We start from the raw sequence: 14,496 nt of genomic DNA on the forward strand, positions 1-14,496 counted from the left end.
CGATTTCCCAAAGCTCTTTAATGCCGATACCGTAGTGTTGCGGATCAGCGTCCTTGTCCAGGTTGAACTTCTGGATCAGACGTTTACCTAAGTGACCACGACAGCCTTCAGCGAAAATTGTGTATTTGGCATGCAGTTCATAACCCGGGGTAAAGTTATGTGTTGGTTCGCCATCTTTACCAATACCCATGTCACCGGTTTGAATGCCTTTGACTGTACCATCGGCATGATACAGAATTTCAGACGCGGCAAAGCCTGGGAAGATCGACACTTCCAGTTCTTCAGCTTTCTGGCCTAACCAGCGCACCACGTTGCCGAGCGAGATGACATAGTTGCCATCGTTATGCATGGTTTTAGGTACCATCCAGTGTGGTGCTTCCTGTAATTTTTCATCTGACAGCAGGAAGAAGGTTTTATCTTCAGTCACTGGGACATTTAGCGGGGCACCCTGTTCTTTCCAGTCCGGGAACAGCTCGTTCATGGCACGCGGTTCAAGTACCGCACCAGACAGAATATGTGCACCGACTTCGGAGCCTTTTTCTACGACACAAACGGACAAATCGTTTAAGTTGTTTTCAATTGCAAGTTGACGGATTTTGATCGCAGCAGAAAGACCCGCAGGGCCTGCGCCTACGATGACGACGTCAAACTCCATCGATTCACGTTCGATGTGTTCCATGTAGGACTCCTCATATTACTATTCGGTGGCAACCATAACCGGATGGTTGGGTGCTGCCATAAGTGTTCTTGGTTCCTAGACACAAAAATGCTGGTGTCTTTGATAATCTGGGCTAGTATAGTTTTAAAGCCGGTTTTAGCCAATTGGCTGAAACATATTATTTTTCCGTCATTAAGGTCTTCTTTTATGGATAAGCCAGTACCCAGCACAAATCCGACGAAAAAAGTAACTTATCCCGATGATAAAAATTTAATGGATATCGCACAATACTTAAAAGATGCACAGGGCAGTCACAAAAGGTCAATTCCCCCTTTGGAGCAATGGCAGCCAAAGCATTGTGGCGTCATGGATCTGAAGGTTTTAGCCAACGGCGAATGGTGGCACGAAGGTCAATTGATCAAGCGTCAGCCTATGATTGACCTGTTTGCAACGGTACTCTGGAAAGAAAACGATAAATTCTATCTAAAAACACCGGTAGAAATGATTGAAATTGAAGTTGAAGATGAACCTTTATTTGTCAATCAGGTCGATCAGGTTGAAATTAATGGAAGGATTTATTTGCAACTGGGCACGACCACGCAAGACCTGATTGTTGTTGATGCTGAACATCCAATCTTTATGCGTGAATACAAAGGTGAGTTGCGGCCTTATGTGCATGTGCGTTTTGGGATTAATGCCCTGATTCAGCGTGCGGCATTTTTACATCTGGTCGAGATGGGAGAGCTTGATGAAAATCCGGCAGGCGAAACCGTTTTAAGTTTGAAAAGTGGTGATTTAGACTTGCATTTGAGCACCTGAGGTTTAAGCTTGATCGCTAGAAATTTCAAACAAGCTACCTGCAACGTTATGAGCGCTATTCAACCAATTTCCCAGTTATTAGACCCGATGCCCAATGCCACGGCAGATGCGCCGATTGGTATTTTTGACTCAGGCGTAGGCGGCTTGTCAGTCGCCCTGGAAATTGCCCGCCATTTGCCCAATGAGCGCTTTGTCTATTATGCGGATACTGCGCATGTGCCTTATGGCCCGAGAGATGATCAGGAAATTCGTGCCTTGACGGCTCAGGCGATTGAATGGCTTTATCGTCAAGGTTGTAAAGTTGCGGTGGTGGCGTGCAATACTGCTTCCGCTTTTAGTCTGGATTATTTGCGTGACTATTATGGTGAAAACTTTCCGATTATCGGTTTAGTACCCGCGCTTAAACCGGCCGTCCTGAATACCCAGTCGAAAACTGTGGCGGTATTGGCCACGCCCGCGACCTTCCGCGGCCAGCTGATTAAAGATGTGATTTCCCGTTTTGCCGAACCGGCTCAAGTCAAAGTCCTGCCTGTGACCAGTCTGGATCTGGTGCCTTTTGTTGAGGCTGGAGAGCAGATGAGTGCAGCCTGTTTGCAGACATTAAAAGAGATTTTACAACCAGTTGTGGATCAAGGCGCTGATTATTTAGTATTAGGATGTACACATTACCCCTTCCTAAAATCGTCAATTCAGTATATTTTTGGTCAAAAGCTGACATTAATTGACTCAGGATTCGCGGTTGCAAGACAAACGGCCCGAATTTTAATTAAAAATGGGTTATTATTTGAGCATGAGTCTAAAGAAAGCGTGAAAATTGAATTGGTGGTGAGTGGGCAGAATGCTGAACAGCTCCGACCGATTTTGCAGCACCTGATTCCGGCCGATTTAAAATGGCAGGTCAGTAATATGAGTGCAGTTTAAAACTCATTTTTATAATTTAAGAAGAAAGATATTTTGATTTTGGGGTGGCCATATTGGGTAAAGAAGCATGTGATAATGCATTTTTACGCAAATGTACAGGAGAAGAGGATAGCCCATGCTGGATAAACGGTACCAAGTGTTCATCTCAACCTCTGGGGCAGAAATGCAACCGGAGCGTATCATTCTGTCTCAAACACTGGTAGGAATGGGGTTTTTCTCGTGGGGACTGGAACAGCGTACACCGCTGAATACTGCATTTGCACGCCGCCAGATTGATGACTGTGATTATGTCGTCATTCTGCTGGGCAGCCAGTATGGAGAGCAGTCGGTATCGGGTGTTGGCTATATGCATCTCGAATATATTTATGCAGTGACCAAGCAAAAACCGATTATTGTGTTTATGCATGATGATCCGGCATCACGTGAAAGTGCATTGCATGATGCCAAACCGGAATTACAGGAAAAATTCAAGGAATTCCGTCAACTGTTACAGCAGGAAGTCGATCAGGTCTTTACTTACCGTAGCCTGCGCGATCTGGAAATGGCAGTGCGTTTTAACATGCCACAAATGCTGGAGCGCTATCCGGTGACCGGCTGGGTACGCCCGCAAAATACCCAAGCCCTGCATGACGAGATTGACCAGCTTAAAGCGAAAGTCGCGCAACTGGAACGTGATGGCGGAACAGCTCAGCTCGATCCATTCTTAAGCCTGCCCAAAGTGGCGATGCATGAAATTTTTTCTTTTGAATACCGGATGCATGCCTATCAGGATGGTAACTTCAAGGAAATCAAAGTCCAGAAAAAACTCACCTGGGCACAATTGTTGGCATTGCTGGGCTCAACCTTTGTCAATCCCACACCCGAAGAGTTTTTCTCAAAGCGCATGAATGAATATCTGAATGAAACCGGCCTGCCGGATGCGCGGGTGCAGATGCCACGAGCGCATGCTGTCGCGCGTGCCCAGATGAATATTCGTGCCTTGCATAGTTTAAAAATTCAAATGCGCCAGAATGACTGGATTGTGCCATCCGGTCGTGATGACCGCCAGCGCATGCTGTGGCAGATTACCCCAAAAGCGCAAAAGTTGCTGGACAGCAGTTTGCTGGATTTAGATCGCACTTTTCAATATAAGTCAGCGTATTAATCCATAGAGAGAATAAATAAAAAGCTGTTAAAGTACAGGGGTTGATATCCTGACGGACGAACTGAATGTATTCTCCTGCTAAAGCGAAAGTGACGATTATATTGGCAAACTTGGGCACACCAGATGAGCCTACGATTCCAGCGGTACGCCGTTTCCTCAAGCAATTTTTATCTGATCAGCGTGTGATTGAAATTCCCAAACCGATCTGGCAAATCATTCTGCGCTTACTCATTTTGCCCTTCCGTCCAAAGCGAGTATCACAGGCCTATGCGCAAGTATGGGGACAGGATTCGCCGATGCGTGAAATTCTGTTTGAGCAGGTCGCAGCAGTCAAGACGCATCTCACCCAGCTGTATCCACAGTTTGAACTGAATGTGGTACCTGCCATGACCTATGGCAATCCGAATATTCAGGATGTCTTGGCACAGGTCTCCGCGCAGCCACAGGAACACGTGATTCTATTTCCCCTGTTTCCACAATATTCTGCCACGTCGACCGCACCTCTATACGATGCTGTGGCGAAATGGGTGGTGAAACAGCGCAATTTACCCGGTTTGACAGTGATCCGGGATTATTATCAACATCCTTTATTTATCCAGTCGCTGGCTCAAAGTGTACGTGATTATCAGGCAATTCATGGTCAACCAGAGAAATTATTGATGTCTTTCCACGGCATTCCACAGCCTTATGCTGATAAAGGCGATCCTTATGCCGACCGTTGCCGCATCACGGGTAAATTGGTGGCGGAAGCACTAGGTTTAAATGAAGATCAATATGCGATCAGCTTCCAGTCACGGTTTGGCAAGCAGGAATGGATCAAGCCCTATACCGATGTTTTGCTTGAAGATTGGGCGAAACAGGGGGTGAAATCAATTCAGGTGATGAGTCCGGCATTTTCCGCGGACTGTCTGGAAACGCTTGAAGAGCTGGCAATTGAAAATGCCGAGGCTTTTAAAGCACTCGGCGGTGAAAGCTATAGTTATATTCCTGCTTTAAATAGCCGTGAAGATCATTTGCGATTGCTCAATAGTCTGCTACAGGCTAATCTGGATGCATTGACACAGACACTTGCCCATTAACTTGCCCGAGGTTTTTCACCCCCATGTTACAAGTCAAAATTGTTCCTGTTACTGCATTTCAGCAAAACTGTTCCATCGTTTGGGATACGGACACTAAAAAAGCTATTTTGATTGATGCAGGGGGCGAACCTGAAAAATTGAAAGCTGAAGTTGAAGCGCTGGGTTTAACGGTTAAAGCCTTATGGCTCACTCATGGCCATCTGGATCATGCGGGTGCGGTGGGTGCATTAAAAAAGGCTTGGAATGTCCCAGTAATCGGACCACATAAGGAAGATGCATTCTGGCTTGACATGATTCAAGAAGTTTCGGCACGTTATGGTTTTCCGATTCCGGAAAAAGTTGAAGTGACCCAGTGGCTGGAAGGTGGTGAAGTGCTCAAACTCGGCAATGAGGAGTTCGAAGTGCGTTTTGCTCCAGGCCATACGCCGGGTCACGTGATGTTCTATAACAAAAATTATGACTTGTTATGGACAGGTGATGTCTTGTTCAAAGGCTCAATTGGCCGGACTGATTTCCCGCGTGGCAATCATCAACAGCTCTTAGATTCAATTCAGCGTGAATGTTTCAGCCTGCCAGATGAAACTCAATTCATTTCAGGACATGGGCCGATCAGCACCATTGGTTTTGAAAAGCAGCATAATCCGTTTGTTGCAGGTAAAGCGGGTTAAAAGCGTAAATAAAAGACCAACATAGTTTGGTCTTTTATCTTTATTCTGAAAAGGGATTATTGCGAAGTTGTCGCGTTTGCATGTGTATGAGCCAAGCGGCAAAAGCAAAAAGCACACCCAATACAATAAATAAACTATCTTGTTGGAAAATGCCGACTCCCAAAGAAAGAAGTGCGAGTAGACCAACCCCAATTAATATGACTCTTAAAATAATATAACCCATATTATTGCTCTAAAAATAATGTGAAAATTTAGAGTAGAACAATAATACTAAGGCTTTATGAATGATATTAATTCGTGTTGCTTTATCTAAGTAATTTTATAAAATTCATATGATTTATTTACTTAATTTCGACAAGATTCTGCTTTCAGACAGAATTTTCGACAGGGAAGACCTTTATTCTTCGCTGTTATCGGCTTGCGGTGCATCTTGGGTGGGCAAACTATATTCCTCATTGGCCCAAGCCCCCAGATCAATCATCTTGCAACGTTCTGAGCAAAAAGGACGGAATTCATTATCTTCCCATGTGGTCAGCTTGCCACAGCGCGGACAGTTTAAAGTGGTAGGCATGGGACGACTCCAAAGAAAAATAAAGGTTCGATTAGGCAAATATAGCCGCGCTTGTTAGACTTATGCGGTTTTTATTAGTTTGATCTGATTATGCCGATTCGTCAATTTCAAGCACAGCGTATGCATGCGCCCCGTGATTTTCAAAGCATCAGTCCTGAACCGGTCTGCGTCGAAGTGGGAGCGGGTAAAGGTAAACATGCCTTGTTATTCAGCAAGAACAATCCCGACACTCAACTGATTGCAATTGAACGTACCCGTGAAAAATTTCTGGCGATGCAAAAACAGCATGCTGTTGAGGGTCAAACTAATTTACAAACCGTTCATGTCGATGCTTTACCGTGGATCGTGCATGCACTGTATCCGGAGCAGGTCGAACAATTCTTTATTTTATATCCAAATCCTGAACCGCATAATCCGGCACAGCGCTGGGTCAATATGCCATTTTTTGAGTTTCTACTTTCCCGCCTGAAAACCGGGGGAACGATTACTTTGGCCAGTAATATTCCTGCCTATATCGAAGAAGCAGAAATACAAGTGCGAGAGCTCTGGAAGCTACCTTTTGTCAAAGAAGTGATTGCTGCAGATTCGGCGCGTACCCATTTTGAAATTAAATATCTGGAGCGCGGTGAACTATGCCAGCAACTGATCATCAGCAAACCTGAAAGATATGTAACGCGCTTTGATGATTTCCAGCCTTTACAAGGGCAGAATGCCACCGTAGCGGAATAAGCAGATGAGCAAACGCATTGCTATTGTGGGCGCAGGCCCCGCAGGCTTAATGGCAGCAGAAGTGCTCAGTCAGTTTGATTATGAGTTGCATATCTATGAGCAAAAACCGTCTGCCGCGCGTAAATTCCTGATGGCAGGTAAAACCGGCCTGAATATCTCCCATGCCGAGCCTGTGCCACAGTTTGTACAACGTTATGATCAGGTGGAGTGGTTGTCTCCCTGGATCAAACGCTGGAATGCGCTCTGGATTCAAGACTGGATGAAACAGCTCGGTATTGAACCTTATATCGGTTCGTCTGGTCGGGTATTTCCGACTGAAATGAAAGCCGCACCCTTGCTGCGTGCCTGGCTCAAGCGTTTGGCCCGTGATGGCGTTCAGTTTCATTACCGGCATAAAGTTAGCCAGTTAGAGCAACAACAGCTTGAGTTGCATGATCTGAAAAATAATGAAGATTGCACTGAACATTTTGATGCCATTATTCTGGCTTGTGGTGCAGTGTCCTGGTCAGCGTTGGGGAGTGATGGGGCATGGCAAGCCTGGCTGAAACCGGATGAAATTGAGCCATTTCAGGCCAGTAATGCCGGAGTGGAATATCCTTGGTCTCAGTTTATGCAGCCCATCTTTGGTCAGCCGCTGAAACGTGTTGCAGCATGGGTTGGGCAAGGTGAAAAGACCATCGGCGATATCGTGATCAGTCATTATGGTCTGGAAAGTGGTCTGATCTATAAGCAGGGACGGAGTTTACGTGAGCAACTGAAACAGGGGCAGCCGATGCAGTTGCATCTGGATCTATTTCCGAATCAGAGTATCGAACAGCTTGCGAAAAAATTACAGCCAAGCAAGAAGCAGTCTTTAACTAATGTCTGGCGTAAAGCCGGATTGGACGGTGCCAAGGCGGCCTTAGTACGGGAATTGGTAGCCAAAGCAGTATGGCAAGATGCTGCTGAATTAGCCAAAAAAATTAAACACTTGACCATTCCACTCACAGGTTTCCGCCCGATTGAAGAGGCGATTAGCTGTGCGGGTGGTGTCAAGCGTGAAGTGTTGTCAGAACAGCTACAATTGAAATCTAATCCACATGTATTCCTGTGTGGAGAAATGCTGGACTGGGATGCACCGACCGGCGGTTATCTACTGACCGCCTGTTTTGCCACAGGGCGTGCAGCGGGTGAAGGTGTGCATCAGTTTCTGGAAGGTGTGCATCAGTTTCTGATAGCAGATTAAGTCATTTCTGGCGCTTATGCTGAGATTCAGACTCAGCAGAATAGGTCTTGCTCATCCACGCTGTTTTTAAGCTGCCAGCTCAGCTTAGATTATTTTTGTATTTGATCTAAGCTGTGTGCCATTCTCGCATCCTAGACTATTCCTTCACTTGCCGGGAAGCGGGTTCTTTCTTGGCGAGATCCGGATATTGCGAACGCCAGCGTTCCAGCTGTTCTTGGGCGTGTAGATATTTCCCTAGACCTTTGACATTCTCACTGGCTTCATTTACGGGCGCAGCTTGAGTCTTGGGAGTATTGAGTAATTTGTCCTGATGTTCCCAGTATTGATACATTAAGCCCTGAATATAACGGCCCTGTTCGGTTTTCAGTTCTAAAGCCTTCAACATATTCAATGCTGACTGGACATGATCACGCTGACGTTGCTGGACAAATTCTTCTGTCATATTTTCATCATCGCGCATGCTGTTTAATTCTTTTTCCAGGTCGCTGCTCATTTCCTGAAAGCGCTGTTCATAATCCGTCAATGCAGCAATATCATGTGGATCATCGGTAGTTTTAGGGAAGTCTTTCAGTGGCTCGGTTTTCAGTTCCTGCATGACTTGATCTGAAGCCGTATTATCTGTTGTCGCTTCAGTCGGAGTTTCGGTCGTTTTCTGGTCACATGCCATCAGCAGCATGGCCGCAGCGAACAACAGCGTTCGTGTCATTCCTGGTATTTTATTCATGATCGCCTCCTGTTTTTAATTACTTTTCTTGAACACATAGATATGGGTGACATAAGGAAAATCGATCATTTCCTCTGCGCTTTTGGCTGTATATTGCTGGATGATCTGTTCAAATTGTTGTTTTAACTGTGCCTGCTGCTGTTCAGGCATGGCTGCAATAAAACTAGTCGAGAGCAGCCGCTTGGATACCACCTGCTCGACACTGCCATGCTGTTGCTGGGTCATTGTGGTTTCTGCATAGGGCTGAAATAGCGTTTGCTGTGCAAAGACCTCGCGCCAGGTGCCGCTATGATAGCGCGGCGTATCGCCTTCCAAGGGGGCAATACAATCGGCCAAGGCCTGAACCCAGTCGATCCGAGTATCGCGCTGATTCCAAATTAACACCAGATAACCCTGCGGTTTGAGTACCCGATCTAATTCTTGTAAGGTAGCAGAATCGGCAAACCAGTGAAATGACTGTGCACAAAATACCGCATTCAGGCTATGATCAGGCAGGGGAAGTTGATGGCTAACGCCTTCAATTGCATGAATGTCCGGATGCGCCTGTTTTAATTGAGCCAGCATTTCCGGGACAGGATCAATTGCGATAATGTGCTTACTGAGCGGGCGTAAATAGGGGATAAACTTGCCGGTGCCGCTGCCCAAATCCAGAAGATGCGCATCTACAGGCAAAGCCAGCGTTTCACTCAGCCATTGGCTGATTTCTGCCGGATAGTCGGGACGCACTTGCTGATAGAGCTCAGCCGACGCACTAAAACCCCGTTTTGCTGCAGGATGTAATGATTGTGTCATATTTTGCGCTTTTTAATCTTTTTGATCGATATAAAATAGCATATTCACTTTTTTGACAGCGTTCATTGACTGAATTGTTGTGGAAGGGTTCGATTTACCAGCACGGGAAAGTTATGGACAAGCAGATTGTTTTTGAAGATGAACATATACGCGCGATTTTTATGCCGGGCTCCTCTTCAGAACTGATTTTTTCATTTGGCGATTTGATTACCCGTGCCAAGGGCCTCAACATCAATGCAGAAAAGTCACTGGCGAAATTCGAGTTTAATGTGCTTGGTATTATGCCCAAGCATAAATCCTGGTTTCCGCAAGGTTCCATGTGGAACATGTTGCAAGCCATCGCAGATCTGATTGCGCCGTTTCAGCAGCGTATTGCCTATGGTGGCTCGATGGGTGGCTATGCCGCGATTAAATATTCCCGTGCCTTGGGCGTGCAACGGGTGGTGGCGATGGTGCCGCAATATTCGATTGATCCGGAAGATGTACATGATGCCCGCTATAACATGTTCTATCAGCCAGAGCTGAATGCCAATATGCGGGTTGCGGCCGAAGATATCGACAACGCCTGTGAATATATTATTGTGTATGATCCCTACTGTGCCGAAGATCGTGCCCATTATCTGAAATTAGAGGCACTAATCCCACATCATCATGTGCTGCATCTACCTTTTACCGGGCATGATGCGATCGCAGTTTTGGCCAGTTCCGAATTGCTCTATGACTTTTTGGTGCATGAATATGAGCCCACTTATTTCTACCAGAAAATGCGTCGGGTCAAGAAAAACAGCAAGTTCTATTATCGCAAGGTGATCGAAAATGTCTTGCCACGACACCGCATGGCCTTGGGACACATTCTGAAAAATAACGATCTGCAACTGGATAACCAGTTTTTTGATGCCAGCCAGAAACAAGTGATTTTGCGGGAACTGTTACGCAATAAACAGGTTGATCAGCATGACCTGCTCAAGCTTGGCATTCATGTGAATTTGCCACAGGAAAATCGTCAGTTACTGTTGGACCAGTATGGGCATGGTCTGGTATTTAATGTCATCAGCCATAAAATCGAAAGTTATGCAGAAGGCGCAATTGCCCTGAACCATAAATTCCTGATTCCGATTTATGCCAAAGGTAATGGTTTATTGAGCATTAACCTGAATGATGAACGTTATCTGGTGGTGATGAACGACCGGCATATCATGAAACTGATCAAGGAACAGGATGAGCTCAGTCTGGGTATGCACCCGATTTTAATGAAGCGTTATAGCGATTTTTATATGTTTAGCTATAAGCAGCTGAATTTGAGTACCAATGAGTATGGCGCGACGGCTTTTATCGATGAAAGTAACAAAAATACGCAGTTTATGACGCAAAATGAAATAAATTAGCTTTATTTTTAATAAAAACAATTATTTGACATGTGATAGGCTTGGCATAATATAGAGGTAAGCGGTACAAATAATAAACCAATTATATCGTTCCCGATGGTTGAAACGAAGAAGGGGATCTCTATGATGCAAGCGACTCGGATGATGCAAGTATGTTTTATCTTCGGTTTGGTTCTACCCAATCTGGCACATGCAGAAACTGTGCATCCTGCAGTGATCATGGTCAGTGCGTCCATCATCTTTATGATTATTCTGTCTGTGTATGTGGTGTATCGAATTCGCAAGTCACTACGTAATCATATGGATAAACCGCTGGATTAATTGCATCAGGCTGGAAACAGGTTGAAAAGCCTCAATGACTTGTTTTAAATGACAGACATAAATTGTCAAACAGGATTGAGGGAACAGCCATGAAAGCCGTTTATTTAGACTATGCTTCTTTAGACCAGCAGGATTTGGACTTTCAGGCACTGCATGCAGTATTTGATTCACTAGTTTTGTATCCGGCGACCTCGGCTGCCGAGATTGCATCCCGTGTAGCTGGTTTCGATGTCATCATTACGAATAAGGTGATGATCGATGCAGCTACGATTCATCAATGCCCTCAACTCAAACTCATTTTAATCTCTGCAACCGGCACCAATAATGTCGACCTTGAGGCGGCCAAAGCGCAAGGGATCGTCGTGTGTAACTGTCAGGCTTATGGCACTTCGGCAGTCGCGCAGCATACCATCATGTTGATGCTCAATCTGGCGACTTCATTCCTGTCTTATCAACGTGCATTAGAACAAGGCGAATGGCAAAAAGCCAGTCAGTTCTGTTTGCTGGATGCGCCAATTGTCGAGCTGGCCGGAAAAACATTGGGCATTGTGGGTTATGGCGAACTGGGCCATGCGGTGGCGAAACTGGCCGAAGCCTTTGGCATGAAAGTGCTTATTGCCGCGCTGCCAAATCGTCCGGCGGATGCATCTCGTGCGCCATTTGCCGAGCTACTTCCTCAAGTCGATTTTTTAACTTTGCATTGTCCACTCACTGAAGATACCCACCATTTAATCAGTCATACTGAGCTGGATGCAATGAAAAGCAGCGCATTTTTAATTAACTGTGCGCGTGGCGGAATTGTCGATGAAGCGGCATTGGCTGAGGCTCTGCGTGCAGGCAAGATTGCCGGTGCAGCGACAGATGTTCTAACGGTAGAACCACCGAAACAGGGCAATGTGCTGCTCGACTCTACGATTCCCAACCTGATTGTGACACCGCATAATGCTTGGGGCAGTGTCGATGCAAGACAACGGATTGTGGATCAAATGGTCGAAAATGTAGCAGCATTTAAACAGGGTCAGCCGATTCGACAGGTCAATTCATAGATCGCGTCGATACAAGGTAATAGTTTTATTTTCTAAAAATTAAAAAAGCCCATCACGGGCTTTTTTTATAAATCGGTTACCGCATAACTGGTAGCTGATCCTGACTGGGGTTGAGTCTGTGGTGTATTTGGGTTTTGCGTCGCACTCGACTGGCTTAAAGGCTGCTGCACGATAGGTGCCTGTTGTGAATTTCCACGCCAGACTTCTTTGGTCTGCTGGATTTTCTGACCGGTTTGTTGGGCTGCCTGAGTTGCACCCTGATCTACTTTTTGCAGTGTATCAGAGGTTGCAGATTTGGTATTGCTCCAGGCCCGGTCTACCCCCGGCTTGATTTTGGCAATGCCTTTTTCCGTTGCTTCACCGACTTTCTCAGCAGTATTAATCACGCCTTCCTGTGCTTTATAAGCAAAGACATGCAGCAGGTTCGGATTTTCACCATAAGGCTTAACCGGTTTAGCAGACTGAGTCGTGGTTTGTGCGAATGCTGGAACAGAAAGCATTAAAGCTGTCGTTAAAATAATTGGGGTTTTGATATTCATTATGGATCGACCTCGAATTCGTCTAAGTGCGGTCTGAGTTTGTTTTTCAGTGTAACGGATAATGGGTCAAAAACAATGAATATCCTGTGAAGAGTGCCGGCCTTTCAGGTTGATCTGTGCCGGAATATTGTAATTTTTAAAGAAAGGGCAGTAGAAATCAGATGAAGGGGCGAATTGAGTTTTAGCAAAATAAAAGCCCTGTTTTTATACTTAAACAGGGCGATTTTTTTAGTCACATTGTGTCAGCGCATCTTTGGCGAAATGTTCGCGTAAGCTGACAAAGTTCTTTTGTACACTTGCATCGTGCAGGTCAAATTTTTGTGCAGTACTGGTTCCATCGCGCTGGAAAGTCGCTGAGCCGGCATCGATTAGAGTCATGCCTTTAAATGACCATTGTTCAATAACACGGTTATTGCCAATATCGCCGGTGAATTCAATCACGCATTTATCGAGGAATTTGGTCAGTTTTGCCTTGTTGTTGGTCGTGTCTGGAACCACTTCAATATTTTGGACTTCCTGTAAGACACCGACCTGAAGCTGTGGGATTTTTGGCGCAGATGTACAAGCTGTAACTGCGATACTCGCAAGACCAGTCAGAATGAGTGTTTTAAATTTCATATGATTCTTTCTTGTTGAGTGTTGTTAGGTTGAGTATATGAAATTGATGGAGAAAAGCCCATAGTCTTCTTCTTTATTGTGTAGAGGATACTATTGAACATTAAAGGAAGAATTTGGAGAAATAGTTAACAATTACTCCTATAATAAATGAAAATGCGATTAATGATATACCGTAAAAAGGTAGGTCTTTTTGCATTTTAATAGCCTTTTCATGAGTCTTTTCCATAAAATTATTAATGATAATAAAAGATTGATTCCTCAATTTTTGATATGCATATTTTGCATAGTAAATAATAATTAACGGCGAGACTATATAATTTAATAAGAGAATAAATATTTGTAAGAAGAAGTTTTTATATGTTTTTTTTGACTTTTCTTCATAAGCTTTAACAATCTTGTTTTGTAGTATTTTATTTTCTATAAATTGAGTATTTTTAAAAGTTTCCAATGCAGTTTTATCGTCAAGATTATTAATTAATGCTAGTGACATTATAAGCTCATCTTTATTATTAGTTAGCTGATAGTTTTCAAGAACAACATTAACTACATCATTTTTCTTTTTCGAGGGTTTATTCTCTGTGTTTTCAGTTTTTACTAAGTCAAATATGAAAAATAATAATACAATAATAAGAAAGGCACTAGAGAATCCTAAATTTCCTACTTTTTTGTACACTCTAGTGGTTTTGGTGTTAGGTATCATTACTTCTTGAATTTTGTTATTCAATAAGTTTTTTATTTCCATTGCCCAAGCTTGATTGGTATGAGTTATTGTTAGCAAAATTTCTTCATTAATTACATCAAAAGTTAGAGCAATTATTTGTGTAGAGACTTGTTCTTGATTATGAAAGCGATTAATTACTTTCCATGTCATAGTTAGTGAATTAATAATGGTATTACGTACTTCATTAACTTTTATTAGTGCTTTAATTCCATTAATTGTTCGAGTAGTTTTATCAGAATAATTAAAACTAACAGTTAAATGGGACTCGAATACTTGTTTTTGGTCTGCTAATTTTTGTTCAATTAAATAGTGAAATTGTTCGAGATCATTATTTCGAAGAAGAAATGGAATTCCAACGGATTGATACGTAAGCGTCTCTTTATTACCAAGGAATTCAGTAATAATCTTGGCTAAAGTAGATTCGTCTAGTGCTACAACTATACTTTTGTCATCATAGAAATTTTCTTGTAAAGATGTACTATTCATTATTATTCAACATAAAAACCCCACTAATTTATAGCGGGGTTTTGTTTAAA

18 protein-coding genes are annotated in these 14,496 nt (G+C 43.9%); 10 read left to right on the top strand and 8 right to left on the bottom strand.

Features of this window, described 5'->3' with window-relative positions:
• Positions 1-679 (bottom strand): NAD(P)/FAD-dependent oxidoreductase (locus tag NI462_RS12425; protein ID WP_253160841.1); only part of this gene is annotated, 679 nt, incomplete at its 3' end.
• Between the two features lie 186 nt (positions 680-865).
• Between NI462_RS12425 and NI462_RS12430 the strand changes: the two genes are divergently transcribed.
• From NI462_RS12430 to NI462_RS12450, 5 genes are all read left to right on the top strand, one after another.
• Positions 866-1,477 (top strand): DUF1285 domain-containing protein, encoded by a 612-nt coding sequence (locus NI462_RS12430; protein ID WP_180038063.1) that lies wholly within the window; start codon positions 866-868, stop codon positions 1,475-1,477.
• Positions 1,478-1,525: 48 nt separating this feature from the next.
• Positions 1,526-2,398, top strand: a complete 873-nt coding sequence (murI, locus tag NI462_RS12435) for a glutamate racemase (RefSeq protein ID WP_004729363.1) — start codon at positions 1,526-1,528, stop codon at positions 2,396-2,398.
• A 115-nt stretch (positions 2,399-2,513) separates the two neighbouring features.
• Positions 2,514-3,542: a DUF4062 domain-containing protein gene (locus tag NI462_RS12440; RefSeq protein WP_253160843.1), complete on the top strand. Its 1,029-nt coding sequence runs from the start codon at positions 2,514-2,516 to the stop codon at positions 3,540-3,542.
• Positions 3,543-3,607: 65 nt separating this feature from the next.
• Positions 3,608-4,621, top strand: a complete 1,014-nt coding sequence (hemH, locus tag NI462_RS12445) for a ferrochelatase (RefSeq protein ID WP_253160845.1) — start codon at positions 3,608-3,610, stop codon at positions 4,619-4,621.
• A 23-nt stretch (positions 4,622-4,644) separates the two neighbouring features.
• Positions 4,645-5,289, top strand: a complete 645-nt coding sequence (locus NI462_RS12450) for an MBL fold metallo-hydrolase (protein ID WP_253160847.1) — start codon at positions 4,645-4,647, stop codon at positions 5,287-5,289.
• Positions 5,290-5,329: 40 nt separating this feature from the next.
• Here NI462_RS12450 and NI462_RS12455 read toward each other — a convergent pair whose 3' ends face one another.
• Together NI462_RS12455 and NI462_RS12460 are read right to left on the bottom strand one after the other, a co-directional pair.
• Complete coding sequence (locus NI462_RS12455) at positions 5,330-5,512, bottom strand: hypothetical protein (protein ID WP_004278555.1); 183 nt, start codon at positions 5,510-5,512, stop codon at positions 5,330-5,332.
• A 174-nt stretch (positions 5,513-5,686) separates the two neighbouring features.
• Positions 5,687-5,860 carry a DNA gyrase inhibitor YacG gene (locus tag NI462_RS12460; RefSeq protein WP_004278554.1) on the bottom strand — a complete coding sequence of 58 codons (174 nt, stop codon included), beginning with the start codon at positions 5,858-5,860 and terminating at the stop codon, positions 5,687-5,689.
• A gap of 84 nt (positions 5,861-5,944) precedes the next feature.
• Here NI462_RS12460 and NI462_RS12465 point away from each other — a divergent pair, with 84 nt between their 5' ends.
• Positions 5,945-6,589, top strand: a complete 645-nt coding sequence (locus NI462_RS12465; RefSeq protein WP_253160884.1) for a class I SAM-dependent methyltransferase — start codon at positions 5,945-5,947, stop codon at positions 6,587-6,589.
• 4 nt (positions 6,590-6,593) lie between these two features.
• On the top strand, positions 6,594-7,814 hold the full coding sequence (locus NI462_RS12470; protein ID WP_253160849.1) for a TIGR03862 family flavoprotein: 1,221 nt from the start codon (positions 6,594-6,596) through the stop codon (positions 7,812-7,814).
• 136 nt (positions 7,815-7,950) lie between these two features.
• Here NI462_RS12470 and NI462_RS12475 read toward each other — a convergent pair whose 3' ends face one another.
• Together NI462_RS12475 and NI462_RS12480 are read right to left on the bottom strand one after the other, a co-directional pair.
• Positions 7,951-8,538: a hypothetical protein gene (locus NI462_RS12475; RefSeq protein ID WP_253160851.1), complete on the bottom strand. Its 588-nt coding sequence runs from the start codon at positions 8,536-8,538 to the stop codon at positions 7,951-7,953.
• Between the two features lie 15 nt (positions 8,539-8,553).
• Positions 8,554-9,330, bottom strand: coding sequence for a class I SAM-dependent methyltransferase (locus tag NI462_RS12480; protein ID WP_216986504.1), 777 nt, complete (start codon positions 9,328-9,330; stop codon positions 8,554-8,556).
• Between the two features lie 113 nt (positions 9,331-9,443).
• Here NI462_RS12480 and NI462_RS12485 point away from each other — a divergent pair, with 113 nt between their 5' ends.
• The 3 genes from NI462_RS12485 (at position 9,444) to NI462_RS12495 (ending at position 12,082) form a co-directional block, all read left to right on the top strand.
• Positions 9,444-10,715 (top strand): hypothetical protein, encoded by a 1,272-nt coding sequence (locus NI462_RS12485; protein ID WP_253160853.1) that lies wholly within the window; start codon positions 9,444-9,446, stop codon positions 10,713-10,715.
• Between the two features lie 123 nt (positions 10,716-10,838).
• Positions 10,839-11,036: a hypothetical protein gene (locus NI462_RS12490; RefSeq protein ID WP_082180547.1), complete on the top strand. Its 198-nt coding sequence runs from the start codon at positions 10,839-10,841 to the stop codon at positions 11,034-11,036.
• Positions 11,037-11,125: 89 nt separating this feature from the next.
• Positions 11,126-12,082, top strand: a complete 957-nt coding sequence (locus NI462_RS12495) for a 2-hydroxyacid dehydrogenase (RefSeq protein WP_253160855.1) — start codon at positions 11,126-11,128, stop codon at positions 12,080-12,082.
• 65 nt (positions 12,083-12,147) lie between these two features.
• Here NI462_RS12495 and NI462_RS12500 read toward each other — a convergent pair whose 3' ends face one another.
• The 3 genes from NI462_RS12500 to NI462_RS12510 all read right to left on the bottom strand — a co-directional run bounded on the left by NI462_RS12500 (position 12,148) and on the right by NI462_RS12510 (position 14,446).
• Complete coding sequence (locus NI462_RS12500) at positions 12,148-12,621, bottom strand: hypothetical protein (protein ID WP_004729377.1); 474 nt, start codon at positions 12,619-12,621, stop codon at positions 12,148-12,150.
• A gap of 228 nt (positions 12,622-12,849) precedes the next feature.
• The gene (locus NI462_RS12505) at positions 12,850-13,239 is read right to left on the bottom strand and encodes a hypothetical protein (protein WP_253160857.1); all 390 of its coding nucleotides are present in this window, start codon (positions 13,237-13,239) and stop codon (positions 12,850-12,852) included.
• Positions 13,240-13,339: 100 nt separating this feature from the next.
• Complete coding sequence (locus tag NI462_RS12510; protein WP_253160859.1) at positions 13,340-14,446, bottom strand: hypothetical protein; 1,107 nt, start codon at positions 14,444-14,446, stop codon at positions 13,340-13,342.
• Between the last annotated feature and the right edge of the window lie 50 nt (positions 14,447-14,496).

Origin of the sequence: Acinetobacter lwoffii, assembly GCF_024129715.1 — a bacterium.
GTDB classification, from domain to species: Bacteria; Pseudomonadota; Gammaproteobacteria; order Pseudomonadales; family Moraxellaceae; genus Acinetobacter; species Acinetobacter lwoffii_U.

What these genes read in the sequence shown, in the direction of transcription:
- murI (WP_004729363.1), top strand. Translation starts at nt 1,526, where the DNA reads ATGAGCGCTATTCAACCAATTTCCCAGTTATTAGACCCGATGCCCAAT.
- NI462_RS12510 (WP_253160859.1), bottom strand. Translation starts at nt 14,446, where the DNA reads ATGAATAGTACATCTTTACAAGAAAATTTCTATGATGACAAAAGTATA.
- NI462_RS12500 (WP_004729377.1), bottom strand. Translation starts at nt 12,621, where the DNA reads ATGAATATCAAAACCCCAATTATTTTAACGACAGCTTTAATGCTTTCT.
- NI462_RS12485 (WP_253160853.1), top strand. Translation starts at nt 9,444, where the DNA reads ATGGACAAGCAGATTGTTTTTGAAGATGAACATATACGCGCGATTTTT.
- NI462_RS12460 (WP_004278554.1), bottom strand. Translation starts at nt 5,860, where the DNA reads ATGCCTACCACTTTAAACTGTCCGCGCTGTGGCAAGCTGACCACATGG.
- NI462_RS12495 (WP_253160855.1), top strand. Translation starts at nt 11,126, where the DNA reads ATGAAAGCCGTTTATTTAGACTATGCTTCTTTAGACCAGCAGGATTTG.
- NI462_RS12440 (WP_253160843.1), top strand. Translation starts at nt 2,514, where the DNA reads ATGCTGGATAAACGGTACCAAGTGTTCATCTCAACCTCTGGGGCAGAA.
- NI462_RS12455 (WP_004278555.1), bottom strand. Translation starts at nt 5,512, where the DNA reads ATGGGTTATATTATTTTAAGAGTCATATTAATTGGGGTTGGTCTACTC.
- NI462_RS12430 (WP_180038063.1), top strand. Translation starts at nt 866, where the DNA reads ATGGATAAGCCAGTACCCAGCACAAATCCGACGAAAAAAGTAACTTAT.
- NI462_RS12505 (WP_253160857.1), bottom strand. Translation starts at nt 13,239, where the DNA reads ATGAAATTTAAAACACTCATTCTGACTGGTCTTGCGAGTATCGCAGTT.
- NI462_RS12470 (WP_253160849.1), top strand. Translation starts at nt 6,594, where the DNA reads ATGAGCAAACGCATTGCTATTGTGGGCGCAGGCCCCGCAGGCTTAATG.
- NI462_RS12475 (WP_253160851.1), bottom strand. Translation starts at nt 8,538, where the DNA reads ATGAATAAAATACCAGGAATGACACGAACGCTGTTGTTCGCTGCGGCC.
- hemH (WP_253160845.1), top strand. Translation starts at nt 3,608, where the DNA reads ATGTATTCTCCTGCTAAAGCGAAAGTGACGATTATATTGGCAAACTTG.
- NI462_RS12450 (WP_253160847.1), top strand. Translation starts at nt 4,645, where the DNA reads ATGTTACAAGTCAAAATTGTTCCTGTTACTGCATTTCAGCAAAACTGT.
- NI462_RS12490 (WP_082180547.1), top strand. Translation starts at nt 10,839, where the DNA reads ATGATGCAAGCGACTCGGATGATGCAAGTATGTTTTATCTTCGGTTTG.
- NI462_RS12480 (WP_216986504.1), bottom strand. Translation starts at nt 9,330, where the DNA reads ATGACACAATCATTACATCCTGCAGCAAAACGGGGTTTTAGTGCGTCG.